Raw genomic sequence first — 25,738 nt, 5'->3', positions numbered from 1 at the left:
GCGTTAGCTTTTCAGCCCCAGACGCTCGCCCTGATAGCTGCCATCAAGCACCTGCTGCCACCAGAGCTCATTCGCGAGATACCATTGCACCGTTTTACGCATGCCGGTTTCGAATGTCTCTTCCGGCGTCCAGCCTAATTCACGCTCAATTTTGCTGGCGTCAATCGCATAGCGAACATCGTGCCCCGGTCTGTCTGTGACAAAGGTAATCAGATCCTCGTAGCGCTTCACGCCTTCCGGCTTGTTCGGTACCAGCTCTTCGAGCAGCGCACAAACGGTGCGTACCACATCAATATTCTTGCGCTCGTTATGTCCGCCGATGTTGTAAGTCTCGCCCACAACGCCTGTCGTTGCTACGCGATATAAAGCTCTGGCGTGATCTTCAACATAGAGCCAATCGCGGACCTGAAGCCCATTGCCATAAACCGGCAATGGCTTGCCCGCCAGCGCATTGAGGATCGTCAGCGGGATAAGCTTTTCAGGGAAATGACAGGGGCCGTAATTATTGGAACAGTTGGTGACCAGCGTCGGCAGACCATAGGTTCGCAGCCAGGCCCGCACCAAATGATCGCTGCCGGCTTTCGAGGCAGAATATGGGCTGCTTGGCGCATAAGGCGTGGTTTCAGTAAAGAAATCATCGCTGCCATGCAGGTCGCCATACACTTCATCGGTGGAGATATGGTGGAAACGGAACGCCTCTTTTTTCGCCGCAGCCAGAGGCTGCCACCAGCTTCGCACCGCTTCCAGCAGCGTATAAGTGCCGACGATATTGGTTTCGATAAACGCCGCAGGCCCATCGATAGAGCGATCGACATGGCTTTCTGCCGCAAGATGCATGACGCAATCTGGCTGATATTGCGCAAAAACCGCGTCCAGGGCAGCCCTGTCGCAAATATCAACGTGTTCAAAGGCAAAACGGTCGCTCTTTGCCACAGAAGCCAGCGAGGCGAGATTTCCGGCGTAGGTCAGCTTATCAACGACGACCACGCTATCCGACGTTTCGTTGATGATATGTCGCACAACGGCTGAGCCAATAAATCCCGCTCCGCCGGTCACCAGAATCTTTTTCAACGCCAGACTCCTTTGGTATCGACGACGAACGGCTGTGAAATGCTTTCACTGCTGACGGCTTTGAACTGCTTATGATCGACGAGCATCACCAGCACATCGGCCTGAGCCAGAGCGTCGTCGAGCGTGGCCAGCGTGGCTTTACCTGCCAGCTTTTTCGGCAGCTGGTGCACGTTAGGTTCAACGACCAGCGTTTCGCCACTGTGCCAGTCGGCAATCAGCGCGGCAATTTCCATCGCCGGGCTTTCGCGCAGATCGTCAATGTTGGGCTTGAAGGCCAGGCCGAAACACGCGATGGTGATGTCGCTGGCGCGCTTACCGTTGGCAGCCAGGCAGTCAGCCACTTTGGCTTTCACCTGATTTATGACCCAGTGGGGTTTGTGATCGTTCACTTCGCGGGCGGTGCGAATCAGTCTCGCCTGCTCAGGGTTTTGCGCGACGATAAACCAGGGGTCTACCGCGATACAGTGCCCGCCCACGCCGGGGCCTGGCTGAAGAATATTAACGCGAGGGTGGCGGTTCGCCAGGCGGATCAGCTCCCAGACGTTGATGCCCTGATCGGCGCAAATAAGCGACAGTTCGTTGGCAAAGGCGATGTTAACATCGCGGAAGCTGTTTTCAGTAAGCTTGCACAGCTCGGCGGTGCGGGCGTTAGTTACCACGCATTCACCTTCGAGGAAAATAGTGTAGAGTTCACTGGCGCGTGCCGAGCATACCGGCGTCATGCCGCCGATCACACGATCGTTTTTAATGAGCTCGACCATCACCTGCCCTGGCAATACGCGCTCCGGGCAGTAGGCAACGTTCACATCCGCCTGCTCGCCCGCCTGCTGCGGGAAGGTCAGATCCGGGCGCATTTCCGCCAGCCACTGCGCAACCTGTTCCGTCGCGCCCACCGGCGAGGTGGATTCAAGGATAACCAGGGCCCCCTTCGCTAATACCGGCGCGATGGATTTGGCCGCCGCCTCAACGAACGCCATATCCGGTTCGTGCTCGCCTTTAAACGGCGTTGGAACAGCAATCAGATACGCGTCCGCTTTAACCGGCATAGTGCTGGCTTTCAGATAGCCGCCCACAACCGCTGTTTTGACCACTTTATCGAGATCGGGCTCAACAATGTGGATCTCGCCGCGGTTGATGGTATCTACCGCATGCTGGTTAATGTCCACCCCCACCACCTGTTTCTGACGGGAGGCAAATGCTGCTGCCGTTGGCAGTCCGATGTAGCCAAGGCCAATCACAGAGATGGTCGAAAAACTCATAGCGTTACCTGATTGTTTTTGAGGGCTGATAAAATTCTTTCACAGGCCTGACCGTCACCATACGGGTTGTGGGCACGGCTCATAGCCTGATAATCCTGCTCGCTTCGCAGCAAGCGCGTGACTTCATTGACGATGTGCTGGCGATCGGTGCCGACAAGATGCACCGTTCCGGCATCAACGGCTTCCGGACGTTCAGTGGTGTCACGCATCACGAGAACGGGTTTGCCAAGGGAAGGTGCCTCTTCCTGGATACCGCCGGAGTCGGTCAGAATCAGCCAGGCACGATTCATCAGCCAGACGAACGGCAGATAATCCTGCGGTTCAATGAGGTAGACGTTATCCACATTGCCGAGGATACGGTTGACCGGCTCGCTGACGTTAGGGTTAAGATGCACCGGGTAAACCACCTGCACATCCGGATTCTCGGTGGCAATCTCTGCCAACGCCTGGCAGATTTTCTCAAAGCCCTGCCCGAAGCTTTCACGGCGATGGCCGGTGACGAGGATAAGTTTTTTATCGTCATCCAGGAAAGGATAACGGCTGGCCAGTTCTGAGCGCAAAGAGGCATCAGCCAGTACGCGATCGCGTACCCAGAAAAGCGTATCAATCACGGTGTTCCCGGTCACGACGATGCCGGCGCCCGGGATATTTTCCCGCAGCAGGTTCTGGCGTGAATTCTCCGTTGGGGCAAAATGGTACATCGCCAGATGCCCCGTCATGGTGCGGTTGGCCTCTTCCGGCCACGGCGAGTAAAGATCGCCAGTTCTCAAACCGGCTTCCACATGCCCAACCGGAATGCGCTGGTAGAAGGCGGCAAGGCTTGCCGCCATCGTTGTGGTCGTGTCGCCATGCACGAGCACCACATCCGGTTTGAAAGATTCCAGAACGGGTTTTAACCCCTGCAAAATACGGCAGGTAATTTCCGTCAGCCCCTGCCCCGGGCTCATGACATTGAGATCGTAATCCGGAACGATGGAAAACAGTTTTAACACTTGATCCAGCATTTCCCGATGCTGTGCCGTGACGCAAACTTTCGCCTCAAAATGAGGATCCTTTGCCAGTGCATGAACCAGAGGCGCCATTTTGATGGCTTCTGGCCGTGTGCCAAATACAGTTAATACTTTCACATCGATTCTCTATGGCTTGACCGCGGGGGCATTGTAGCCTCCATCAAATAAAGTGCGGCTACTGCTGACGGCGGCGTGCTAACGCAACGCCTGCGCCAATCAGCGCCCCCACGATACCCCACATCACCATCAGAAATACACGGCGAGGGCTATCGCGTTTTACCGGTTCTTCAGGCGTTCGCAAATACCTGTAGGTCTGAAAACGAGTGTCCATACTTGGACCCACATTGAGCGTGGTCAGCATGGCGCGGTTCTGATCGTAATCCAGGTCGAAATCCGGGCCAACGGACTGCAGGTTTTCCAGTCTCGCCTGCAGCATTGGGCGCCCAAGCAGGAACAGTTCGGAGTCAGGAAGCTGCTCGGCCGGGACGTCCGTTTCGCTGCGGGAAATATTGTTCTGCTGTGCCACTTTCAGGGCCTGCTCAACGCTGTGAATTTTGCGATCGTAAATGGTCTTCGCGACCTCTTCCTGACGCTTCACCTGCGCTTTCATCTGAATCGTACGGGCGGCCCATGCGCCTTTCAGTTCATCATTAAGATGGCTTGCGGCACGCTGGCTTGCGAAGGCAACATACTGGCGCAGCAGGTTGTTGGCATCCGGGGCGGTTTCCGCCACCAGCTTGATGCTGTCATTCAGGTTTTTTAGCGCATCGCCCGGCGTAAACTGAATATCGTTAATCAGATCGTCGAGTAACGCGGCATCCGCGCGCGCGTTGCCGGATTTACGCTGTTTGAAGTAGTCAGTCTGCAGCCAGAAATCACGGCGGGTATCCCAGGATGCCAGCTGCATGATGAACTCTTTATAGGACTCATCCATCACCGAAGGCTGATCGGCGCTGGCCAGATTGGCCTTGATATCCAGGTTGCGCAAAAATTGCTGCTGAGAGTAATACCCTCCCAGCATATTGACCGTCGGCTTATCGGTGATCGCCGTCGCGCTCCACTCCTGCCGGGCAAAGAAGGTGTAGACAAGCACAATCAGAGCAAACAGGACCGCTATCCCGACAATCCAGCGTTTTCCCGCCCATAACGTACAAAACAGACCGCGAATATCCAGTTCATTTTCAGCGCTCACTGAGTTTGCTCCCGGTAGTGGTTGTATCATCTCTCTTCCAGATTGTTGAGTTAAATTGGACGGGCGCTCTTGCGGCGCATTCTTCTTTTCACACGTTTAATGAAGCGAGCAACTTTCCACGCGCGTTTAATACAATAGCCATAGAGGAAGAAAGCGACCAGGAACAGCAGCAGCATTCCCCACTCAGGCACGACGTGCGTGTACTCTCCCAGCACACCAATACCGGCCAGAATAGCGGCTGAAAGCGTAATGAGAACAAAGGCCTGACGTGAAGTAAAACCCGCGCGCATGATGAGGTGGTGTATGTGCTGCCGATCGGGAGAGAATGGGCTCATGCCTTTACGCAGGCGACGATACATGATCGCCACCATATCCATCAGCGGAATGGCGATAATCCACAGCGCGGTGACCGGACTAATCGGGTGCGTTTTACCTTGTGTGGTTTCCAGCAGGATCCAGATAACGGTGAAACCAATCAACGTACTCCCGGCATCCCCCATAAAGACCTTATAGCGCCGCCCCAGAATGCCCAAATTGAGCATGATGTAAGGCACAATCGCAGCAATCATCGCAAAGCACCACACGGCCAGGCTCGTTTGCCCGTCAAACCACAGGATCAGTCCCATTGCAGCGAAGGAGACGCAGGACAAACCGCCGAGTAAGCCATCAATACCATCGACCATGTTAAACGCGTTGATAGCTGCCCATACCGCAAACAGGGTCAGGAAATAACCAAACGGGCCTAACACCAGTTCCCAGGAGCCGAAAATGTAGCCCAGGCTTCTCAGATACAGGCCGCCGGAATACATCATCACCACGCCAATAAGCGCCTGCACGGTGGCCCTGAATTTCACGCTGATATCAAACCGGTCATCCAGCGCTCCCACAAAAACAAGGACGCCAGCACAGGCCAGGTACAGCGCGGCATGTGGAATGTAGGCATTAACGATCGCGAACGTGAAGCAAATCCCTGCGTAAACTGAGATGCCACCGACGAGAGGGATCAATCCTTGATGACGTTTACGAAAATTGGGCTTATCCACCAGTCCCACTTTCTTCGCCACTTTGCGGGCAAAGAACAGAAACAGGGTTGTGAACAAAAAAATACTGATCAGATCAGTACTGGCGGTCAGTAAATTCACAATTGGTGCTCTCTGGAAAAATTATTAGCGAAAGTATACTCACGATAGCCGCTCTCCTGAAGGGGAATACGACTGAGTTTAAAGGAATTAGTTGCTTTTTTGACCGAATAGCAGAGGTGCTCAACAAAAACACCCTTTCCTGGTGGTTTTGGGTGATTTCAGAAAGTATGCGTTAAAAACAAAAACGCCACGCAGTCGCGTGGCGTTTTGTGCAGGGCGTGACTTTACGAACGTTTCATCATGTCGAAGAAGTCGTCGTTGGTTTTGGTCATCGCCAGCTTATTGATGAGGAACTCCATCGCGTCAATTTCGCCCATTGGATGGATGATTTTGCGCAGGATCCACATTTTCTGCAGCTCTTCCTGAGTGGTGAGCAGCTCTTCTTTACGGGTACCAGAACGGTTGTAATCGATAGCCGGGAAGACGCGTTTTTCAGCGATCTTACGGGAGAGATGCAGCTCCATGTTACCGGTGCCTTTAAACTCTTCGTAGATTACTTCATCCATTTTGGAGCCGGTATCGATCAGCGCAGTCGCGATGATAGTCAGGCTGCCACCCTCTTCCACGTTACGTGCCGCACCGAAGAAGCGCTTAGGACGATGCAGGGCGTTAGCATCCACACCACCGGTCAGTACTTTACCGGAAGCAGGTACCACGGTGTTGTAAGCACGTGCCAGACGGGTAATGGAGTCGAGCAGAATGATAACGTCTTTCTTGTGCTCAACAAGGCGCTTAGCCTTCTCGATAACCATCTCAGCAACCTGCACATGGCGAGACGCCGGTTCGTCGAAGGTCGAGGCAACCACTTCGCCTTTCACAAGGCGCTGCATTTCGGTTACTTCTTCCGGACGTTCGTCAATCAGCAGCACCATCAGTACACAGTCAGGATGGTTATACGCAATGCTCTGCGCGATGTTCTGCAGCAGCATGGTTTTACCGGCTTTCGGCGGTGCCACAATCAGACCACGCTGACCGCGGCCGATTGGCGATGCCAAATCCAGAACGCGTGCGGTTAAGTCTTCGGTAGAACCGTTACCACGCTCCATGCGCAGACGAGAATTCGCGTGCAGCGGCGTTAAGTTCTCGAACAGAATTTTGTTACGCGAGTTTTCCGGCTTGTCGTAGTTAACTTCGTTAACTTTCAACAGTGCGAAGTAACGTTCACCCTCTTTTGGAGGACGAATCTTACCGGAAATGGTGTCACCTGTGCGGAGGTTGAAACGGCGGATTTGGCTGGGGGATACGTAGATGTCGTCGGGACCGGCGAGGTAGGAGCTGTCTGCGGAGCGGAGGAAACCAAATCCATCCTGCAGAATCTCCAGCACACCGTCGCCAAAGATATCTTCGCCACTCTTTGCGTGCTGCTTCAGGATAGAAAAGATGATGTCCTGTTTGCGCATGCGGGCCTGGTTTTCCAGCCCCATATTTTCGCCGAGAGTGATCAGCTCAGAAACCGGCGTATTCTTTAATTCGGTAAGATTCATAGTGGTGTGAGGGGTAAATCTCGAACGGTTGTTGTGAATGGTATGGCAGGATCATCCATGCCTGTTTACGGCCATCAACTTATGTCTGTTCGCTGCCTGGTCAAAGGAAAGAGCGCAGAACTGAAACGACGAGACGGAAAAAGTGATGAGCCTGGAATCTATCAACTTCACGCGTATGTATTACGAGGTGCTACGGGAAGTGTTTGGCTAAATCAGATTCAAACTACATAAGGTATGTTTAAAACGAAGTCAACGTTAACTTAGCACGACTCAGGGCGGGCGTCCAGCAGTCCCGACATTTTCGGAACAGCGGACGCCATATTAGCCCAGTACGGAATTAGGCGAGGTTTGCTTCGAGGAACTCTTTCAGCTGGCCTTTAGACAGCGCGCCAACTTTGGTCGCGGCCACTTCGCCGTTTTTGAACAGCAGCAGCGTCGGGATACCGCGGATGCCGTACTTCGGTGCAGTGCCCGGGTTCTGATCGATGTTCAGTTTCGCAACGGTCAGCTTCCCTTCGAACTCTTCAGCGATTTCATCCAGAATCGGAGCAATCATTTTGCACGGACCGCACCACTCTGCCCAGAAATCAACGAGGGTAACCCCGTCAGCTTTGAGTACGTCCGTGTCAAAACTATCGTCAGTCAGGTGAATAATTTTATCGCTCATATATAACTCCACAGGAAAAAGCCTGGTGTGTTGGTGTAGCATTAATCAACAATCAACGTCATGTTGATGTTGCTTTAGCCAACTAAAAGGTTGACGTTATTTCACCGGATACGCTTTCTTAATGCAATAGTAAGCTGATATTCTACCACACTATGAGCAAAACACATTTAACAGAACAGAAGTTTTCCGACTTCGCCCTGCACCCTAAAGTCGTCGAAGCCCTTGAAAAAAAAGGGTTTCATAACTGCACACCTATTCAGGCTCTGGCGCTTCCGCTGACGCTTGCAGGTCGTGACGTTGCAGGTCAGGCGCAAACCGGAACCGGCAAAACGATGGCGTTCCTGACGTCAACGTTCCATTATCTTCTCTCTCACCCGGCCGCAGAGAACCGCCAGGTCAACCAGCCACGCGCGCTGATCATGGCGCCTACGCGCGAGCTGGCTGTGCAGATTCATGCAGATGCAGAGCCGCTGGCTAACGCCACCGGTCTCAAGCTTGGTCTCGCATACGGCGGCGACGGCTATGACAAACAGCTGAAGGTGCTGGAAAGCGGCGTCGATATTCTGATCGGCACCACCGGCCGTCTGATTGACTACGCGAAGCAGAATCATATCAATCTGGGCGCTATCCAGGTCGTGGTGCTTGATGAAGCGGATCGCATGTACGATCTGGGCTTTATCAAAGACATCCGCTGGCTGTTCCGTCGCATGCCGCCAGCCACACAGCGTCTGAACATGCTGTTCTCCGCGACCCTTTCTTACCGCGTACGCGAACTGGCGTTCGAGCAAATGAACAACGCCGAGTATGTGGAAGTCGAACCGGAACAGAAAACCGGCCACCGCATCAAAGAAGAACTTTTCTATCCGTCTAACGAAGAGAAAATGCGTCTGCTGCAAACGCTGGTAGAAGAAGAGTGGCCGGATCGCGCCATCATCTTCGCCAACACCAAGCACCGCTGCGAAGACATCTGGGGCCACCTGGCTGCCGACGGTCATCGCGTAGGCCTGCTGACCGGCGACGTAGCGCAGAAAAAGCGCCTGCGTATTCTGGAAGAGTTCACCCGCGGCGATCTCGACATTCTGGTCGCCACAGACGTCGCTGCCCGTGGTCTGCACATTCCAGCCGTCACGCACGTCTTCAACTATGATCTGCCAGACGACTGCGAAGACTATGTTCACCGCATCGGCCGTACGGGTCGTGCAGGTGCCAGCGGCCACTCCATCAGCCTTGCCTGCGAAGAGTACGCGCTGAATCTGCCCGCTATCGAAACCTACATCGGTCACTCGATTCCGCAGAGCAAGTACAACCCGGACGCGCTAATGACCGATCTGCCTAGAGCCCTGCGTCTGACGCGTTCACGCCCAGGCAATGGTCCACGCCGTTCAGGCGGCGGCGCTCCACGTAACCGTCGACGTTCAGGTTAAACGCCCTATGCTCAGTGCCGCCTCTTCGCTTTATGCAGCTATCGATCTCGGTTCCAATAGTTTTCATATGCTGGTTGTGCGCGAAGTGGCGGGGAGCATTCAAACCCTGACGCGCATTAAGCGCAAAGTCAGGCTGGCCGCCGGGCTAAACAGCGATAACACGCTGTCGTCGGAGGCCATGGAACGGGGCTGGCAATGCCTGCGCTTGTTTGCGGAGCGCCTGCAGGATATTCCCCACGCACAAATTCGCGTAGTGGCCACAGCCACGCTTCGTCTCGCCGTCAACGCCGATGAGTTTATTGCCAGAGCGCAGGAGATCCTCGGCTGCGCGGTTCAGGTTATTACTGGTGAAGAAGAGGCGCGTCTGATTTACCAGGGCGTGGCGCACACCACGGGCGGGGACGATCGCCGTCTGGTGGTGGATATCGGCGGAGCCAGTACCGAACTGGTGACCGGCAAAGGCGCACAAACCACTTCTCTGTTCAGTTTATCAATGGGCTGCGTCACCTGGCTCGAACGGTTTTTTACCGATCGCAATCTCGAACAAGCGCATTTTGATGCCGCCGAACAGGCCGCGCGTGAAGTTCTTCGTCCTGTAGCCGATGAGCTAAAACACCACGGCTGGAAAGTATGCGTTGGCGCGTCAGGCACCGTACAGGCGCTGCAGGAAATCATGATGGCGCAGGGCATGGATGAGCGCATTACGCTTGCCAAGCTCGAGCAGCTTAAACAGCGCGCTATCCAGTGTGGCCGTCTTGAAGAGCTGGAAATTGAAGGGCTGACGCTCGAACGTGCGCTGGTATTCCCGAGCGGGCTCGCCATTTTACTGGCCATCTTCAATGAGCTCGGTATCACCTGCATGACGCTCGCGGGCGGCGCGCTGCGCGAAGGACTGGTCTATGGCATGCTGCATCTGGCCGTCGATCAGGATATCCGCAACCGGACGCTGCGCAACATTCAGCGCCGCTTTATGGTCGACACCGAACAGGCTCAGCGCGTAGCGCAATTAGCGTCGCACTTCGTCGATCAGGTCGGAAACAGCTGGGAAATTGAGCCACTAAGCCGTGATTTGCTGCTAAGTGCCTGCTATCTGCATGAAATTGGCCTGAGCGTCGATTTTAAACAAGCACCGCAGCACGCCGCCTATCTGGTCCGAAACCTTGATTTGCCGGGCTTTACGCCTGCGCAAAAAAAACTGCTGGCGACGCTGGTGCTCAATCAGACCAACCCGGTAGATCTTCCTTCGCTTCATCAGCAGAATGCCGTCCCACCGCGCGTTGCAGACAGACTTTGCCGCCTGCTACGTCTGGCGATCCTGTTTGCAGGCCGCCGTCGGGATGACCTGTTACCTGAAATTACGCTGAAGGCCGAAGGGGAAACGTTAACGCTGATGCTACCAACAGGCTGGCTGGCGGCACACCCACTCGGAGCAGAACTGGTGTTGCAGGAAAGCCAGTGGCAGAGTTACGTGCACTGGCCTTTGACGGTCGAATAAGATCGGAATAGCCTGGTAACGCTACGCTTACCGGGCCTACTGTTTCGCCTTAGCTTTTGCCAGCATCTCTTTGATATTCGCCACGTTCGCTTGTCCTTTGTGCATCCGCTCTTCTGCCGATACGACCTTTCGCTCCTGCTCCCAGACGATATCATCCTGCGGTAATTCCAGCAGGAAACGACTCGGCTCCGGGCGCACCAGCTCACCGTACTGGCGACGCTCTTTGCACAGCGTAAACGTTAGCTCTTTCTGCGCCCGGGTGATGCCCACATAAGCCAGGCGGCGTTCCTCATCGACATTGTCTTCGTCGATGCTGCTCTGGTGCGGCAGCAGTCCCTCTTCCATGCCAACCAGATAAACGTACGGGAACTCCAGCCCTTTGGAGGCATGCAGGGTCATCAACTGAACCTGATCGAGATCTTCATCACTTTCACCACGCTCCATCATGTCACGCAGGGTGAAACGTGTGACCACCTGCGTCAGGGTCATCGGCTCTTCAAGATCGGAACCTTCGAGCATCTCCGTCATCCAGCCAAACAGCGTGTTGACGTTTTTCATGCGCATTTCAGCCGCTTTCGGGCTTGGCGAGGTTTCAAATAGCCAGGATTCGTAGTCGATACCATGAATCAGATCGCGCACGGCAGCAATGGGTTCACGCTCTGCCAGGCGCTGCACCTCGCCCAGCCAGTGGGTAAAACGAGTCAGGGATTCATATCCGCGCCCGGTCAGAGTTTGCGTCAGCCCCATATCAAAGCTTGCGGCAAACATACTTTTGCTGCGCGTGGTCGCCCATTCACCGAGCTTTTGCAGCGTTGCCGGACCAATCTCGCGCTTCGGTGTGTTAACGATACGCAGGAATGCACTGTCGTCATCCGGATTGGTCAGCACGCGCAGATAAGCCAGCAGATCTTTGATTTCAGGCCGTGAGAAGAACGAGGTGCCACCAGAAATCCGGTACGGAATGCGGTTTTGCATCAGCAGCTTTTCAAATACGCGCGACTGGTGGTTACCCCGATACAGGATCGCATAATCCTTATATTCCGTTTTGTTGATAAAGTGATGGGCGATAAGCTCCCCGGCCACCCGCTCAGCTTCATGCTCTTCATGGTTGGCGCTAAGCACTTTCAGCTCTGTGCCATACCCCAGTTCGGAGAAGAGTTTTTTCTCAAATACGTGCGGGTTGTTGGCGATCAGAATGTTGGCGGCTTTCAAAATTCGGCCTGAAGAACGGTAGTTTTGCTCGAGCTTAATCACCTGAAGTTTCGGGAAATCCTGGCTCAGCAGCACCAGGTTTTGCGGCCGCGCGCCACGCCAGGAGTAGATGGACTGATCGTCGTCGCCCACCACGGTAAAACGTGCCCGGCTGCCCACCAGCAGCTTCACCAGCTCATACTGGCTGGTGTTGGTATCCTGGTATTCATCCACCAGCAGATAGCGAATCTTGTTCTGCCAGCGTTCGCGCACCTCTTCATTGCGCTGCAACAGCAGCGTCGGCAGCAGGATCAGATCGTCAAAATCAAGGACGTTGCAGGCTTTCATGTGCGCATCGTAAAGCCCGTAGCAATGGGCAAAAATACGATCGCGTTCGCCTTTCGCCTGCGCTGCCGCTTGCGCAGGCGTCATCAGATCGTTTTTCCAGTTTGAGATCGTCGAGATCAGCTGCTGTAGCAGAACCTTATCGTCTTCGATTAACCCTTCCGTTAACTCTTTGAGCAACGCGACCTGGTCGGTGTCATCAAACAGCGAAAAGTTCGATTTCATCCCCAGCGCCGCAAACTCACGCTTGATGATCTCCAGCCCCAGAGTATGGAACGTCGAGATCATCAGACCGCGCGCTTCCTTACGGCCCATCGTCTGCGCAACACGCTCTTTCATCTCGCGTGCCGCTTTATTGGTGAACGTCACCGCCGCGATGTGCTTCGCCTGATAGCCACACTGGTGGATCAGATGCGCAATTTTGTTGGTGATCACGCGAGTTTTGCCGGATCCCGCTCCCGCCAGCACCAGGCAGGGTCCGGTGACGAATTCGACGGCTTGTTGTTGTCCGGGATTTAAACGCATAGGGTCACTCAATGAAAAACGGGAGGGCAGAAATAGAGCATGCTAGTATAGCGAGCCTGAACCACACCACTCAAGGCACGATCATGGCAAAAACAGCAGCAGCACTGCATATCCTTGTAAAGGAAGAGAAACTGGCACTCGATCTTCTGGAGCAGCTTAAAAACGGCGCCGACTTCGGCAAGCTGGCGAAGAAACACTCTATCTGCCCGTCAGGCAAAAGAGGCGGCGACTTAGGCGAATTCCGCCAGGGCCAGATGGTGCCGGCGTTCGATAAAGTCGTCTTCTCCTGCCCGGTGCTGGAACCTACCGGCCCGCTGCACACCCAGTTCGGTTATCACGTCATTAAAGTTCTTTATCGGAAATAAAAAGCCGGGTGACGGCTCCGCCTTACCCGGCCTACATTTACGTTTTTGTAGGTCGGGTAAGCGAAGCGCCACCCGACCAATAGGGTTAACCCGCTACAGCAATACGCTTCATATCAGTCATATAGCCGCGCAGTTTTTTACCCACTTTCTCGATCTCATGGCTGCGAATCGCTTCGTTCACGTCGCGCAGCTGGGCGTTGTCTACCGCGCCTTCAGCAATCGCTTTGCCCAGATCGCCGGTTTGCAGCGTGGTCATGAACTCCTTCAACAGCGGCACACAGGCGTAAGAGAACAGGTAGTTACCGTATTCTGCTGTATCAGAGATAACCACGTTCATTTCGTACAGGCGCTTACGGGCGATGGTGTTCGCAATCAGCGGCAGCTCATGCAGGGATTCGTAGTAAGCCGACTCTTCAATGATGCCGGAATCGACCATGGTTTCGAACGCCAGCTCAACGCCCGCTTTCACCATCGCGATCATCAGTACGCCTTTATCGAAGTATTCCTGCTCGCCGATTTTACCGTCAAACTGCGCGGCATTTTCAAACGCGGTTTGCCCGGTCTCTTCACGCCAGCCCAGCAGTTTCTTGTCGTCGTTCGCCCAGTCCGCCATCATGCCGGAGGAGAACTCACCAGAGATGATGTCATCCATGTGCTTCTGGAACAGCGGCGCCATGATCTCTTTAAGCTGCTCGGACAGCGCATACGCACGCACTTTCGCCGGATTGGAGAGACGATCCATCATCAGCGTAATGCCGCCCTGCTTCAGCGCTTCGGTGATGGTTTCCCAGCCGAACTGAATCAGTTTTTCTGCGTAGGCCGGGTCTGTACCATCCTGCACCAGTTTATCGAAGCACAGCAGAGAACCGGCCTGCAGCATACCGCACAGAATAGTCTGCTCGCCCATCAGATCGGATTTCACTTCCGCAACGAAGGAAGATTCCAGCACGCCCGCACGGTGGCCACCGGTGGCCGCAGCCCAGGCTTTAGCGATTGCCATGCCTTCGCCTTTCGGATCGTTTTCCGGGTGAACCGCAATCAGGGTCGGCACGCCGAAACCACGCTTGTACTCTTCGCGCACTTCCGTACCCGGGCACTTCGGTGCCACCATCACGACGGTGATGTCTTTACGGATCTGCTCGCCCACTTCCACGATGTTGAAGCCGTGGGAGTAGCCCAGCGCCGCACCGTCCTTCATCAGCGGCTGAACGGAACGCACTACGTCAGAGTGCTGCTTGTCCGGCGTCAGGTTAACAACCAGATCCGCCTGGGGGATCAGCTCTTCGTAAGTGCCGACTTTAAAACCGTTCTCAGTCGCTTTACGCCAGGAAGCACGCTTCTCAGCAATCGCTTCTTTACGCAGCGCGTAGGAAATATCCAGACCGGAATCACGCATGTTCAGGCCCTGGTTCAGACCCTGCGCACCACAGCCGACGATAACCACTTTTTTGCCCTGAAGGTAGCTCGCGCCATCGGCGAATTCGTCGCGCGCCATGAAGCGACATTTGCCCAGCTGAGCCAGCTGCTGGCGCAGATTCAGTGTGTTGAAGTAGTTAGCCATGATGATTCCTCGTGATGTTGTACTGTCTTATTGTTCGGGTCGCCTTTCAGCGAGAATGAACCCACATTACAACAGGAAATTTATTGCGGAAATTGATATATTCACAACGTCACATTGCAATAACTGCAACGTAAAAAAGGGTGGCCCGCTTATGGATTTACGCGATCTGAAAACTTTCCTGCATCTGGCCGAAAGCCGCCATTTTGGCCGCAGCGCGCGGGCGATGCACGTCAGCCCCTCCACGCTTTCGCGCCAGATCCAGCGTCTCGAAGAGGATCTCGGCCAGCCGCTGTTTGTGCGCGACAACCGTACAGTAACCCTGACCGAAGCGGGCGAGGAGCTACGGGTATTTGCCCAGCAGACGCTGCTGCAGTATCAGCAGCTGCGCCACACGCTCGATCAGCAAGGCCCGTCGCTCTCGGGAGAACTCCACATTTTCTGTTCGGTGACTGCGGCCTACAGCCATCTGCCGCCGATTCTCGATCGTTTCCGCGCCGAGCATCCCTCGGTGGAAATTAAACTGACGACGGGCGATGCCGCCGACGCTATGGACAAAGTCGTCACCGGCGAAGCCGATCTGGCGATAGCCGGTAAGCCGGAAACGCTGCCGGGCGCGGTGGCATTTTCGATGCTGGAGAATCTGGCCGTCGTGCTGATCGCCCCGGCGTTGCCCTGCCCGGTACGTAATCAGGTATCCGTTGATGCACCGGACTGGTCAACCGTTCCATTTATCATGGCCGATCAGGGGCCGGTGCGTCGCCGTATTGAGCTGTGGTTCCGCCGCCACAAAATCAGCAATCCGTCGATTTACGCCACGGTGGGCGGGCATGAAGCGATGGTATCAATGGTGGCGCTGGGGTGCGGCGTAGCGTTAATTCCTGAGATCGTACTGGAGAACAGCCCGGAGCCGGTGCGTAACCGTGTGATGATTCTGGAGCGCAGCGATGAGAAAACGCCGTTCGAGCTTGGCGTTTGCGGACAAAAAAAGCGGCTGCATGAGCCGCTGATTGATGCGTTCTGGTCGATTCTACCGAATCACTAACCCGCGAGGAAGAACCTGAACGCCGGGTTGTTGGTTTCGTCGTGGCAGTCGTAACCCAGCTCGTTGAGGCGGGTTTCAAAATCCGGCTCGTGTTCACCTAACTCAAACGCCGCCAGCACGCGGCCATAGTCGGTGCCGTGGCTGCGGTAGTGGAACAGCGAAATGTTCCAGTGCGTACCGAGCGTGTAGAGAAACTTCAGCAACGCCCCCGGCGACTCCGGGAACTCGAAGCTGTAGAGACGCTCCTGCAACGGCTTCGACGGACGCCCACCAACCATGTAGCGAACGTGCAGCTTCGCCATTTCATCGTCTGACAAATCCACCACGCTGTATCCGCCATCGCGAAGCAGGTTAAGGATCTCTTTCCGCTCTTCAAGCCCGCGGCTTAGCCGCACACCCACGAAAATACAGGCGTCTTTGGCATCGGCGAAGCGGTAGTTAAACTCCGTCACTGAACGCCCGCCAAGCAGCTGGCAAAACTTGAGGAAGCTGCCCTTTTCTTCAGGAATGGTCACTGCCAGCAGGGCTTCACGTTGTTCGCCCAGTTCGCAGCGCTCGGAGACATACCGTAAGCCGTGGAAGTTGACGTTGGCGCCAGAAAGCACGTGCGCCAGACGCTCGCCGCGGATGTTGTGCTGCGCGATGTACTTTTTCATTCCCGCAAGCGCCAACGCGCCGGACGGTTCCGCCACTGCACGCACGTCTTCGAACAAATCTTTCATCGCCGCGCAGATAGCATCGCTGTCTACGGTGACGATGTCGTCCAGGTATTCCTGGCACAGACGGAAGGTTTCATCCCCGATGCGCTTAACCGCCACACCTTCGGCAAAAAGCCCAACGCGCGGCAAATCGACCGGATGCCCGGCGTCCAGCGCCGCCTTTAGGCACGCTGAATCTTCAGCTTCCACCGCAATGACTTTGATCTGCGGCATCAGCTGTTTGATTAGCACCGCCACGCCCGCCGCCAGACCGCCGCCGCCCACCGGCACGAAAACGCGATCGAGATGCGCATCCTGCTGTAACAGCTCGAGCGCCAGCGTGCCCTGCCCGGCGATCACCATCGGATGATCGAACGGGGGCACCCAGGTAAAGCCCTGCTGCTGCGACAGTTCGATAGCTTTGGCTTTCGCCTCATCGAAGTTAGCGCCGTGCAGTAACACTTCGCCGCCGAAGCCGCGCACGGCATCAACTTTGATATCGGCTGTCGCCACCGGCATGACGATTAGCGCTTTGAGGCCGAGGCGAGCGGAGGAAAACGCCACGCCCTGCGCGTGGTTACCTGCCGATGCGGTAATCACTCCACGTGATTTCTGCTCTTCGGTCAGGCCAGCCATCATTGCGTATGCCCCGCGTAGCTTGAAGCTATGCACCGGCTGACGGTCTTCGCGCTTCACCAGCACCACATTGTCGAGGCGCGAGGAGATTTTTTCCATTTTCTGAAGCGGCGTAACCTGCACAGCTTCGTAGACCGGCGCGCGGAGCACCGCTCTGAGATATTCCGCCCCCTCAGGGGCGGCGGATAGCGGTTGGGATTCGGCCATGATTAGCCCCCAAGTTTGGATTTATCGCGCACTGCGCCTTTGTCCGCACTGGTCGCCAGGCTTGCATAAGCACGCAGGGCGAACGACACCTGACGCTCACGGCTGCGCGGTGTCCAGGCCTGATCACCACGGGCTTCCTGCGCTTCACGGCGTGCGGCAATTTCCTGATCGCTCAGCTTCAGTTGGATGCCACGGTTCGGGATGTCAATTTCGATCAGGTCACCATCTTCGATAATGGCAATATTGCCACCGCTGGCCGCTTCCGGAGAAACGTGGCCGATGGACAAACCGGATGTGCCACCGGAGAAGCGCCCGTCTGTGACCAGCGCACAGGCCTTGCCGAGGCCCATGGATTTGAGGAATGTGGTCGGGTAGAGCATTTCCTGCATTCCCGGTCCGCCTTTCGGCCCTTCGTAGCGGATAACGACCACATCGCCCGCCACCACTTTCCCACCGAGGATCGCGTCAACTGCGTCGTCCTGGCTTTCGTAGACTTTGGCCGGGCCGGTAAATTTCAGAATACTGTCGTCCACGCCTGCCGTTTTCACGATGCAGCCGTTTTCCGCAAAGTTGCCATACAGCACAGCCAGGCCACCGTCTTTGCTGTAGGCATTTTCCAGTGAACGGATACAGCCCTCAGCGCGATCGTCATCCAGCGTGTCCCAACGGCAGTTCTGAGAGAAGGCCTGTGTGGTGCGGATACCCGCCGGACCTGCACGGAACATCGTTTTCACCGCGTCGTCTTTGGTCAGCATGACATCGTATTGATCGAGCGTCTGCGGCAGTGAAAGTCCGAGTATATTTTTCACGTCACGGTTCATCAGTCCGGCACGGTCCAGCTCGCCGAGAATACCGAGCACGCCGCCCGCACGGTGAACGTCTTCCATGTGGTATTTCTGGGTGCTTGGCGCCACTTTGCACAGCTGCGGGACTTTGCGGGAAAGCTTGTCGATATCACTCATGGTGAAGTCGATTTCGGCCTCCTGCGCGGCTGCCAGCAGGTGCAGTACGGTATTGGTGGAACCGCCCATGGCGATATCCAGCGTCATGGCGTTTTCGAATGCCGCTTTGCTGGCAATGCTGCGCGGGAGCGCATTGGTGTCGTCCTGCTCGTAATAACGTTTAGTCAGCTCGACGATACGCTTGCCGGCGTTGAGGAAAAGTTCTTTACGGTCAGCGTGAGTTGCCAGCAGCGAACCGTTGCCCGGCTGAGAGAGGCCCAGCGCTTCGGTCAGGCAGTTCATCGAGTTAGCGGTAAACATCCCGGAACAGGAGCCGCAGGTCGGGCAGGCGGAACGTTCAATCTGTTCGCTCTGTTCGTCAGAAACCTTCGGATCTGCGCCCTGAATCATTGCATCGACCAGATCCAGCTTGATGATCCGATCGGACAGCTTGGTTTTTCCGGCCTCCATCGGACCGCCGGAAACGAAGATCACCGGAATGTTGAGGCGCAGAGAAGCCATCAGCATCCCGGGGGTGATTTTGTCGCAGTTGGAGATACAGACCATCGCATCGGCGCAGTGGGCATTCACCATGTACTCCACGGAGTCGGCGATCAGCTCACGTGACGGCAGGGAATACAGCATGCCGCCGTGGCCCATGGCGATCCCGTCATCCACGGCGATAGTATTGAACTCTTTCGCTACGCCGCCGGACGCTTCGATTTGCTCAGCAACCAGTTTACCGAGGTCGCGCAGATGGACGTGGCCCGGCACGAACTGGGTAAACGAGTTCACGACGGCAATGATCGGCTTGCCAAAATCGGCATCGGTCATTCCGGTGGCGCGCCACAGCGCGCGGGCACCCGCCATATTACGGCCATGGGTGGTAGTGGCGGAACGGTACTTAGGCATGCTCTGTTTACTCCCGTCTGACAATTTAGCGGGACGGTGCGTGCCGTCCCAAATTTATACTTATGGATTAACCTGATCCAGCCAGCCGTATTTATCTTCTGTTTCGCCGGTGAAGAGGCCAAAAAAGGCTTGCTGGATGCGTTTAGTGACCGGGCCGCAGCGGCCTTCGCCCACCTGGATACCGTCGACGCTGCGTACCGGCGTGATTTCTGCCGCGGTACCGGACATGAACACCTCATCCGCCAGGTACAGCGATTCGCGGGAAAGCACCTGCTCGCGGACTTCGATATTCAGGTCTTTCGCCAGCTTGATGATGGCATCACGGGTGATGCCCGGCAGCGCTGAAGAGGTGAATGGTGGCGTAAACAGAATCCCGTCTTTCACTTCAAACAGGTTTTCGCCTGCGCCTTCAGAGATATAGCCGTTTACGTCCAGCGCGATCCCTTCCTGATAACCATGACGGCGCGCTTCGCTGCCAACCAGCAGGGAAGAAAGGTAGTTCCCGCCCGCTTTCGCCGCGGTTGGAATGGTGTTTGGCGCTACGCGATTCCAGGATGAAACCATTGCGTCGATCCCCTGATCCAGCGCTTCTGCGCCGAGATAAGCTCCCCAAGGGAAAGCAGCAATGATCACATCGGTGCTGTAACCAGCTGGCGGATTAACGCCCATGCCCACATCACCCACGAACACCAGTGGACGAATATAGGCGCTGGTCAGGTTGTTTTTACGGATCACTTCACGACAGGCTTCCATCAGCTCATCCACGCTCTGGGAAACCGGGAAACGATAAATCTTGGCTGAATCATGCAGACGCTGCATGTGTTCACGATGACGGAACACCACCGGGCCTTTGTGAGAGTCGTAGCAACGGATGCCTTCGAACACGGACGTTCCGTAGTGCAGGGCATGGGACATCACGTGGACTTTCGCCTCGCCCCATGGAGTCATCTCACCGTTGAACCAGATGTAATCAGCTTTTTTCGTCGTCATTGTTCTTCCTTTTGCGCTCAGGCGCGGATTTGTTGTGATGATGTTGTTCGTTGCTGGATCTCGACGCGAGCGACGTCCACCAGTTTGCTTAACTGACTAAACAGTAATTCGACTGGGCGAAGACTGGCAACGGTCAATTCGATATTTATGTTCTGCGCGTCGGTGGCGGTTTCCATATTCATGGCACAAATCTGAAAGCCACGGTGACGGACAACGCGCAAAACGCGTTCTAAGGTTTCGGGGTTGAAGCGAGCCTGGACGGCTACCTGATGGTGCATCATGATAATTTCTCCAGCATTTCTGCATTACTGGCACCCGGCGGAACCAGCGGCCAGACGTTTTCGAGTTCGTCGATTGAGACATGAAGCAGGTAAGGCCCTTTGCTGTTCAGCATCACGTCGAGAGCCGCTTCAACCTGATCCTTACGGGTAATATGCTGGCCAGGAATGCCGAAGGCACTGGCAAGCGTGAGGAAATCGGGGTTATCGTTGAGCGTCGTCTCACTGTAACGCTCCTGGAAGAACAGTTGCTGCCACTGGCGCACCATGCCTAAACGTTGGTTATCGAGCAAAACGATTTTCAGCGGCAGCTGTTTGCGTTTGACGGTGCCGAGCTCCTGCACGTTCATCATGAAAGAGCCGTCACCGGAGATACAGATCACCGTATCTTCCGGGCGTGCTACCTGCGCCCCTACCGCAGCAGGCAGGCCAAAGCCCATCGTGCCAAGCCCGCTGGAGGTGATAAAGTTTTCCGGGCGGGTGTAAGTCATGTGCTGCGCCGACCACATCTGATGCTGGCCCACGTCGGTGGTCACTACGCTGTCGGCAGGCTTGCGATCGGAAAGCTGTTTGAGCAGCAGCGGCGCGTAGATAGCCTCACCGGGATGATCGTAGCGCCAGGCATGTTCAGTTTTAAGCTCAGCAGTCTGCTTGCGCCATGCGTCGATGTTCAGTGACTGCTGTAAGGCGGGCAGCAGTGCGTTCAAATCACCCTGCAAACCAACATGTGCCTGGCGAAGCTTGTTCAGCTCCGCAGGATCGATATCCATATGGATAACTTTGGCATTCGGCGCGAACGTATTCAGCTTGCCGGTAACTCTGTCATCAAAGCGTGCCCCAACGGCGATCAGCAAATCACACTGCTGTACGGCGAGGTTCGCCGCTTTGGTGCCGTGCATACCCAGCATCGCCAGGTAATACGGGTAGTCAGCCTTAACGGCTCCCAACCCTTTCAGCGTGCAGGTAACAGGCATCTGCGTAACAGAAATAAACTCACGCAACGCTGGTACTGCCTGCGCCATGCCAACCCCACCGCCGACATAGAGCATTGGCTGGCGGGCCTGGGCGATCATCTCGCGCGCCAGGGCGACCTCTTCATGCGGAAAATCGTTTTTGTCTTCAACAGTAGAAAAATGCGGTTCAAGATTTGCACTGGCCACCTGGATATCTTTCGGGATATCAACCAGAACAGGGCCAGGACGGCCTGAGTTTGCCACCTCGAAAGCTTCAGCCATCACGCGCGGCAACTCTTCCAACGATTGCACCAGGAAGCTGTGCTTGGTGCAGGCAAGTGATAAACCGAGGACGTCCACTTCCTGGAACGCATCCGTGCCAATAAACGGCGAGGCAACCTGGCCGGTGATCGCCACAACGGGTACGGAATCCAGCAACGCATCAGCAAGACCGGTGATCAGGTTGGTTGCCCCGGGGCCGGATGTAGCCATACATACGCCGGTTTTACCTGTGGCACGAGCAAAGCCAATGGCTGCCATCGCAGCGCCCTGTTCGTGTCGACACAGCAGATGTTCCACGCCGCCGTCATACAATGCATCGTATATCGGCATAATTGCACCACCAGGATAGCCGAAAACAGTTTCGACTCCCTGCGCCCGCAACGCATGTACCACCCACTGAGCCCCATTCATAGTTACTTCCCCGTTGCTGTTCGTGAGAAACAGAATTTTATGCTGACTGTCATCTTCTGCTCCTCTTAGTTTTATACGGCCATAAAAAAACCCCCGGACCTTTCGGTGCGGGGGTCTTAGTTCGTTAAGGCTTGATTACTAAGCCTTTCCTCGTCCAAGTGCAGCCCCGCACGGTGGGATAATAATCACCACCACGCTAATCACGACCAGGCTAATCACTCGTAGAAGGGCTGTCATTTTCTTTACTTTTGGCTTCGTGTCGAAGGAATACCTAAAGAGTTATCACAGGGGCTGATGAGATAGCAATGTTTTTTTATAATGAGATTGCCGATCGGATTAACGAAAATGACAAAAAGTATTGTTTTTTATAAGAAACTCCAATGATGAAAATTCTTCACAGGATCAATACAGCAGAGGCTCATACAACATTTATCGATCAGGCTCCCAATTGTCTGCAACAAGCATGAAAACAATGAAAAAAGCATGAATTATGCTCGTAAAATCCCACCTAATTAATTGCTGACATTCATCAGACGGACATACTGCATATACACGGAGGCATTATGTCATTGTCGATTATTTACACCCGCGCAGCCCTCGGCGTAAACGCGCCACTCATCACCGTTGAAGTGCATATCAGTAGCGGATTACCGGGGTTAACCATGGTTGGTCTGCCGGAAACAGCCGTGAAAGAGGCTCGCGATCGGGTCAGAAGCGCAATTATTAATAGCGGTTATGAATTTCCGGCCAAGAAAATCACCATCAACCTGGCCCCTGCCGATTTACCCAAGGAAGGTGGACGTTACGATTTACCCATTGCCATTGCGCTTCTGGCGGCCTCTGAGCAGCTCAACACGACCAGGCTTGGTCAGTTTGAGCTGGTCGGCGAACTCGCACTTACCGGAGCGATACGCGGCGTTACCGGTGCCATTTCTGGGGCAATGGAAGCACTAAGGTGCGGGAGACAGATCGTTTTGCCAGCAGAAAATGCCCCTGAGGTCGGATTGATTGGTGGAGCAGACTGTTTTATCACCAATCACTTACAGGAAGTTTGTGCCTTTCTGGAGGGACGGGTTGAACTACCACACCCTGAGCCTATGCCAGAAGTGGATACAGTAGCGGAAGCCGATCTGAGCGACGTCATCGGGCAGCAGCAGGGTAAACGGGCTCTGGAGATCACCGCGGCAGGCGGGCATAACTTGCTTCTGATAGGGCCACCCGGAACAGGAAAAACAATGCTTGCCAGCCGGCTACCCGGCATTCTTCCCTCTCTGAGTAATCAGGAGGCGCTGGAGAGCGCTGCTATTTTGAGTCTGGTTGGGACAGGGCAAGTGCATAAACAATGGCGTAAACGCCCATTCCGAGCGCCTCACCATAGCGCCTCGCTAACGGCCATGGTCGGTGGGGGTGCAATACCCGCCCCGGGCGAAATTTCACTGGCCCATAATGGGATCTTATTTCTTGATGAGCTTCCCGAGTTTGAACGTCGGGTTCTGGATGCCCTGCGTGAACCTATTGAATCGGGGCAAATTCATATCTCACGCACGCGAGCAAAGATTTCCTATCCGGCACGCTTTCAACTCATCGCGGCCATGAATCCAAGCCCGACCGGCCATTATCAGGGAAACCACAATCGCAGCTCTCCGGAGCAGGTTTTACGCTATCTGGCACGCCTGTCCGGACCCTTTCTGGACAGGTTTGATTTGTCACTGGAAGTTCCGCTGCCGCCGCCTGGCCTGTTGAGCCAACCTCCTGAAAAAGGAGAAAGTAGCCAGACGATAAAAAGCAGAGTCGTTGCTGCACAGCAAATGCAGTTAGTCCGCCAAGGTAAACTCAATGCGTGGCTGGAAAATCATGAAATTAAAATTCAGTGTGCGCTCATACCAGAAGATGCGGTGTGGCTGGAGCAGGCTCTAACCCATCTTGGGTTATCCATTCGCACCTGGCAGAGGCTTATCAAAGTGTCTCGAACCATTGCCGATCTCGCCGGAACAGAACAGATAACACGGTCGCATTTGCAGGAAGCGCTGGGATACCGCGCAGTTGAAAGGTTACTTATCCATTTGCAAAAAATGATGGCATAAAAAAGGGGCCTGGGCCCCTTTTATCAATCGTCGCTTTCGGTGTAGTCCTCTGCACCTTCTGCCTGCGGTTTACCGCCTGACAGCGTATGAAAGCGTTTTGGCCGTTTGATACGCGCCATGTATTTGATCCATACGCGTTCAATCTCTGTCGCGGGCTCGCGTTCACCACGGCAAACGGCAACAAACTGCTTTTCATCTTCGGTTACTGGCTCACGGTTCCCCAACTCCAGCTCATTAAACGCATAACCGTGGCGTTCCAGCAGCTGAGCCTCTTTGATGGTGAAGTCACCATGACGGGAGAACCCACGCGGATAATTTTTATTGTCGAAAAAACGATTAGTCGTCGTAAAGCTTTCCGCCATCCTACACGCTCCTGATTCTTTGGCTGAGCTATTTATGGCGCGGAGTATTAGTTACGCTTGACAGAGCGTCAAACAAAACATTTAAATCAACACGACAAATATTTTTGTGGAGAAGAGTGTGGATACGGAATTGCTCAAAACTTTCCTGGAAGTGAGCCGAACGCGTCACTTCGGGCGTGCGGCCGAAGCGTTGTACCTGACGCAATCAGCCGTCAGCTTTCGTATTCGTCAGCTTGAGAACCAACTGGGCGTGAACCTTTTTACCCGTCACCGCAATAACATTCGCCTGACGGCAGCTGGAGAAAAGCTTCTCCCCTATGCCGAAACGTTAATGAGCACGTGGCAATCCGCCAGAAAGGAAGTGGCAAACACCTCCCGACACAATGAATTCTCCATCGGTGCCAGCGCTTCTCTCTGGGAATGTATGCTCAATGAGTGGCTGGGGCAGCTTTACCCGGTCCATAATACGCTGCAGTTTGAGGCGCGTATTGCTCAGCGGCAATCACTGGTCAAACAGCTCCATGAACGCCAGCTGGATCTTTTGATCACCACTGAAGCCCCCAAAATGGATGAGTTCAGCAGCCAGCTGTTGGGGCATTTCACGTTGGCGCTCTATTGCGCAACGCCTTCGCAGGTAAAAGCCAATCTGAATTATCTTCGTCTGGAATGGGGTCCTGATTTTCAACAGCATGAAGCAGGCCTGCTCGCTCATGATGATGTTCCACTGCTGACAACCAGTTCCGCGGAACTTGCACGCCAACAGCTTATGCCACTCGAAGGTTGCGCCTGGTTACCAATGAACTGGGCAAAAATGAAGGGGGGATTACACACGGTTTCTGATAGCGCGACGCTTTCACGACCACTGTATGCAATTTGGCTGCAAAACAGTGATAAGCAGTCACAGATTCGTGAGATCCTGAAGGTTGCTGTGCTGGAATGATATTCTGGCACTTTCATATTTGATCGGAAGCAGAAAGAGAGATTTGCTGAATTCAAAGCAAAAAAAAATCCTTTGCCGAAACAAAGGATTATAGATGGCAGGGGCGGAGAGACTCGAACTCGCGACACCCGGTTTTGGAGACCGGTGCTCTACCAACTGAGCTACGCCCCTAAATTTTTCTTACTATTAAGCCCGCAATAAAGCAGGCTTAATATTTTAATAAGTGGCGGAACGGACGGGACTCGAACCCGCGACCCCCTGCGTGACAGGC

General features: G+C 54.8%; 22 protein-coding genes and 1 tRNA gene. 6 read left to right on the top strand and 17 right to left on the bottom strand.

Annotated elements, in window-relative coordinates; all coding sequences use genetic code 11:
• Nucleotides 1-3: 3 nt before the first annotated feature.
• From rffG to trxA, 7 genes are all read right to left on the bottom strand, one after another.
• On the bottom strand, nt 4-1,071 hold the full coding sequence (gene rffG / locus RTU33_RS16375) for a dTDP-glucose 4,6-dehydratase (RefSeq protein ID WP_312628760.1): 1,068 nt from the start codon (nt 1,069-1,071) through the stop codon (nt 4-6).
• Entirely contained in the window at nt 1,068-2,330 is a 1,263-nt protein-coding gene (wecC, locus tag RTU33_RS16370) for a UDP-N-acetyl-D-mannosamine dehydrogenase (protein WP_312628758.1), read from the bottom strand. Before wecC ends, rffG begins: the two co-directional genes overlap by 4 nt.
• Nucleotides 2,327-3,457, bottom strand: coding sequence for a non-hydrolyzing UDP-N-acetylglucosamine 2-epimerase (wecB, locus tag RTU33_RS16365; RefSeq protein WP_312628756.1), 1,131 nt, complete (start codon nt 3,455-3,457; stop codon nt 2,327-2,329). Before wecB ends, wecC begins: the two co-directional genes overlap by 4 nt.
• Before the next feature lie 58 nt (nt 3,458-3,515).
• Entirely contained in the window at nt 3,516-4,562 is a 1,047-nt protein-coding gene (wzzE, locus tag RTU33_RS16360) for an ECA polysaccharide chain length modulation protein (RefSeq protein WP_312628755.1), read from the bottom strand.
• Between the two features lie 20 nt (nt 4,563-4,582).
• Entirely contained in the window at nt 4,583-5,674 is a 1,092-nt protein-coding gene (wecA, locus tag RTU33_RS16355; RefSeq protein ID WP_312628753.1) for a UDP-N-acetylglucosamine--undecaprenyl-phosphate N-acetylglucosaminephosphotransferase, read from the bottom strand.
• A gap of 224 nt (nt 5,675-5,898) precedes the next feature.
• A complete protein-coding gene (gene rho, locus RTU33_RS16350; protein WP_097164565.1) occupies nt 5,899-7,158 on the bottom strand; it encodes a transcription termination factor Rho in 1,260 nt (419 codons plus the stop codon).
• A 337-nt stretch (nt 7,159-7,495) separates the two neighbouring features.
• Nucleotides 7,496-7,825 carry a thioredoxin TrxA gene (trxA, locus tag RTU33_RS16345; RefSeq protein ID WP_097164566.1) on the bottom strand — a complete coding sequence of 110 codons (330 nt, stop codon included), beginning with the start codon at nt 7,823-7,825 and terminating at the stop codon, nt 7,496-7,498.
• A gap of 152 nt (nt 7,826-7,977) precedes the next feature.
• Between trxA and rhlB the strand changes: the two genes are divergently transcribed.
• Both rhlB and gppA read left to right on the top strand, forming a co-directional pair.
• Complete coding sequence (gene rhlB, locus RTU33_RS16340) at nt 7,978-9,249, top strand: ATP-dependent RNA helicase RhlB (protein WP_312628752.1); 1,272 nt, start codon at nt 7,978-7,980, stop codon at nt 9,247-9,249.
• Between the two features lie 7 nt (nt 9,250-9,256).
• The gene (gppA, locus tag RTU33_RS16335) at nt 9,257-10,744 is read left to right on the top strand and encodes a guanosine-5'-triphosphate,3'-diphosphate diphosphatase (RefSeq protein ID WP_312628840.1); all 1,488 of its coding nucleotides are present in this window, start codon (nt 9,257-9,259) and stop codon (nt 10,742-10,744) included.
• Nucleotides 10,745-10,780: 36 nt separating this feature from the next.
• On the opposite strand, the gene rep is transcribed toward gppA, so the two are convergent.
• Entirely contained in the window at nt 10,781-12,805 is a 2,025-nt protein-coding gene (gene rep / locus RTU33_RS16330; RefSeq protein WP_312628750.1) for a DNA helicase Rep, read from the bottom strand.
• Nucleotides 12,806-12,888: 83 nt separating this feature from the next.
• Here rep and ppiC point away from each other — a divergent pair, with 83 nt between their 5' ends.
• The gene (ppiC, locus tag RTU33_RS16325) at nt 12,889-13,170 is read left to right on the top strand and encodes a peptidylprolyl isomerase PpiC (protein WP_013099282.1); all 282 of its coding nucleotides are present in this window, start codon (nt 12,889-12,891) and stop codon (nt 13,168-13,170) included.
• 85 nt (nt 13,171-13,255) lie between these two features.
• Here ppiC and ilvC read toward each other — a convergent pair whose 3' ends face one another.
• On the bottom strand, nt 13,256-14,731 hold the full coding sequence (ilvC, locus tag RTU33_RS16320; protein ID WP_312628749.1) for a ketol-acid reductoisomerase: 1,476 nt from the start codon (nt 14,729-14,731) through the stop codon (nt 13,256-13,258).
• Between the two features lie 151 nt (nt 14,732-14,882).
• Here ilvC and ilvY point away from each other — a divergent pair, with 151 nt between their 5' ends.
• Nucleotides 14,883-15,773: an HTH-type transcriptional activator IlvY gene (gene ilvY / locus RTU33_RS16315; protein WP_312628748.1), complete on the top strand. Its 891-nt coding sequence runs from the start codon at nt 14,883-14,885 to the stop codon at nt 15,771-15,773.
• Here the strand turns inward: ilvY and ilvA are convergent.
• From ilvA to ilvL, 6 genes are all read right to left on the bottom strand, one after another.
• Entirely contained in the window at nt 15,770-17,314 is a 1,545-nt protein-coding gene (ilvA, locus tag RTU33_RS16310; RefSeq protein WP_312628747.1) for a threonine ammonia-lyase, biosynthetic, read from the bottom strand. The genes ilvY and ilvA overlap by 4 nt on opposite strands.
• A 2-nt stretch (nt 17,315-17,316) precedes the next feature.
• A complete protein-coding gene (gene ilvD / locus RTU33_RS16305; protein WP_312628746.1) occupies nt 17,317-19,167 on the bottom strand; it encodes a dihydroxy-acid dehydratase in 1,851 nt (616 codons plus the stop codon).
• Between the two features lie 60 nt (nt 19,168-19,227).
• Entirely contained in the window at nt 19,228-20,157 is a 930-nt protein-coding gene (locus RTU33_RS16300) for a branched-chain amino acid transaminase (RefSeq protein WP_312628745.1), read from the bottom strand.
• A gap of 17 nt (nt 20,158-20,174) precedes the next feature.
• Nucleotides 20,175-20,438 (bottom strand): acetolactate synthase 2 small subunit, encoded by a 264-nt coding sequence (ilvM, locus tag RTU33_RS16295; RefSeq protein WP_097164576.1) that lies wholly within the window; start codon nt 20,436-20,438, stop codon nt 20,175-20,177.
• Nucleotides 20,435-22,081, bottom strand: a complete 1,647-nt coding sequence (gene ilvG, locus RTU33_RS16290) for an acetolactate synthase 2 catalytic subunit (RefSeq protein WP_312628744.1) — start codon at nt 22,079-22,081, stop codon at nt 20,435-20,437. The genes ilvM and ilvG overlap by 4 nt, the downstream gene beginning before the upstream one ends.
• A gap of 138 nt (nt 22,082-22,219) precedes the next feature.
• Entirely contained in the window at nt 22,220-22,318 is a 99-nt protein-coding gene (ilvL, locus tag RTU33_RS16285) for an ilv operon leader peptide (protein WP_001311244.1), read from the bottom strand.
• Between the two features lie 326 nt (nt 22,319-22,644).
• Between ilvL and RTU33_RS16280 the strand changes: the two genes are divergently transcribed.
• On the top strand, nt 22,645-24,165 hold the full coding sequence (locus RTU33_RS16280; RefSeq protein ID WP_312628742.1) for a YifB family Mg chelatase-like AAA ATPase: 1,521 nt from the start codon (nt 22,645-22,647) through the stop codon (nt 24,163-24,165).
• 23 nt (nt 24,166-24,188) lie between these two features.
• On the opposite strand, the gene RTU33_RS16275 is transcribed toward RTU33_RS16280, so the two are convergent.
• Nucleotides 24,189-24,527 carry a DUF413 domain-containing protein gene (locus RTU33_RS16275; protein ID WP_097164579.1) on the bottom strand — a complete coding sequence of 113 codons (339 nt, stop codon included), beginning with the start codon at nt 24,525-24,527 and terminating at the stop codon, nt 24,189-24,191.
• Between the two features lie 118 nt (nt 24,528-24,645).
• Here RTU33_RS16275 and hdfR point away from each other — a divergent pair, with 118 nt between their 5' ends.
• The gene (gene hdfR / locus RTU33_RS16270) at nt 24,646-25,467 is read left to right on the top strand and encodes an HTH-type transcriptional regulator HdfR (protein ID WP_312628739.1); all 822 of its coding nucleotides are present in this window, start codon (nt 24,646-24,648) and stop codon (nt 25,465-25,467) included.
• Nucleotides 25,468-25,562: 95 nt separating this feature from the next.
• Here the strand turns inward: hdfR and RTU33_RS16265 are convergent.
• Nucleotides 25,563-25,638, bottom strand: a tRNA-Trp gene (locus RTU33_RS16265).
• Nucleotides 25,639-25,738: the final 100 nt, after the last annotated feature.

Source organism: Scandinavium sp., from assembly GCF_032012665.1.
GTDB lineage: Bacteria > Pseudomonadota > Gammaproteobacteria > Enterobacterales > Enterobacteriaceae > Scandinavium.
Note: the sequence above shows the minus strand (reverse complement) of the source record. Positions and strands in the feature narration are given on the sequence as shown.

Coding starts and splice junctions, on each gene's coding strand:
- wecC (WP_312628758.1), bottom strand. CDS start 2,330: ATGAGTTTTTCGACCATCTCTGTGATTGGCCTTGGCTACATCGGACTG.
- wzzE (WP_312628755.1), bottom strand. CDS start 4,562: ATGATACAACCACTACCGGGAGCAAACTCAGTGAGCGCTGAAAATGAA.
- rho (WP_097164565.1), bottom strand. CDS start 7,158: ATGAATCTTACCGAATTAAAGAATACGCCGGTTTCTGAGCTGATCACT.
- trxA (WP_097164566.1), bottom strand. CDS start 7,825: ATGAGCGATAAAATTATTCACCTGACTGACGATAGTTTTGACACGGAC.
- rhlB (WP_312628752.1), top strand. CDS start 7,978: ATGAGCAAAACACATTTAACAGAACAGAAGTTTTCCGACTTCGCCCTG.
- gppA (WP_312628840.1), top strand. CDS start 9,257: ATGCTCAGTGCCGCCTCTTCGCTTTATGCAGCTATCGATCTCGGTTCC.
- rep (WP_312628750.1), bottom strand. CDS start 12,805: ATGCGTTTAAATCCCGGACAACAACAAGCCGTCGAATTCGTCACCGGA.
- ppiC (WP_013099282.1), top strand. CDS start 12,889: ATGGCAAAAACAGCAGCAGCACTGCATATCCTTGTAAAGGAAGAGAAA.
- ilvC (WP_312628749.1), bottom strand. CDS start 14,731: ATGGCTAACTACTTCAACACACTGAATCTGCGCCAGCAGCTGGCTCAG.
- ilvY (WP_312628748.1), top strand. CDS start 14,883: ATGGATTTACGCGATCTGAAAACTTTCCTGCATCTGGCCGAAAGCCGC.
- ilvA (WP_312628747.1), bottom strand. CDS start 17,314: ATGGCCGAATCCCAACCGCTATCCGCCGCCCCTGAGGGGGCGGAATAT.
- ilvD (WP_312628746.1), bottom strand. CDS start 19,167: ATGCCTAAGTACCGTTCCGCCACTACCACCCATGGCCGTAATATGGCG.
- RTU33_RS16300 (WP_312628745.1), bottom strand. CDS start 20,157: ATGACGACGAAAAAAGCTGATTACATCTGGTTCAACGGTGAGATGACT.
- ilvM (WP_097164576.1), bottom strand. CDS start 20,438: ATGATGCACCATCAGGTAGCCGTCCAGGCTCGCTTCAACCCCGAAACC.
- ilvG (WP_312628744.1), bottom strand. CDS start 22,081: ATGAATGGGGCTCAGTGGGTGGTACATGCGTTGCGGGCGCAGGGAGTC.
- ilvL (WP_001311244.1), bottom strand. CDS start 22,318: ATGACAGCCCTTCTACGAGTGATTAGCCTGGTCGTGATTAGCGTGGTG.
- RTU33_RS16280 (WP_312628742.1), top strand. CDS start 22,645: ATGTCATTGTCGATTATTTACACCCGCGCAGCCCTCGGCGTAAACGCG.
- RTU33_RS16275 (WP_097164579.1), bottom strand. CDS start 24,527: ATGGCGGAAAGCTTTACGACGACTAATCGTTTTTTCGACAATAAAAAT.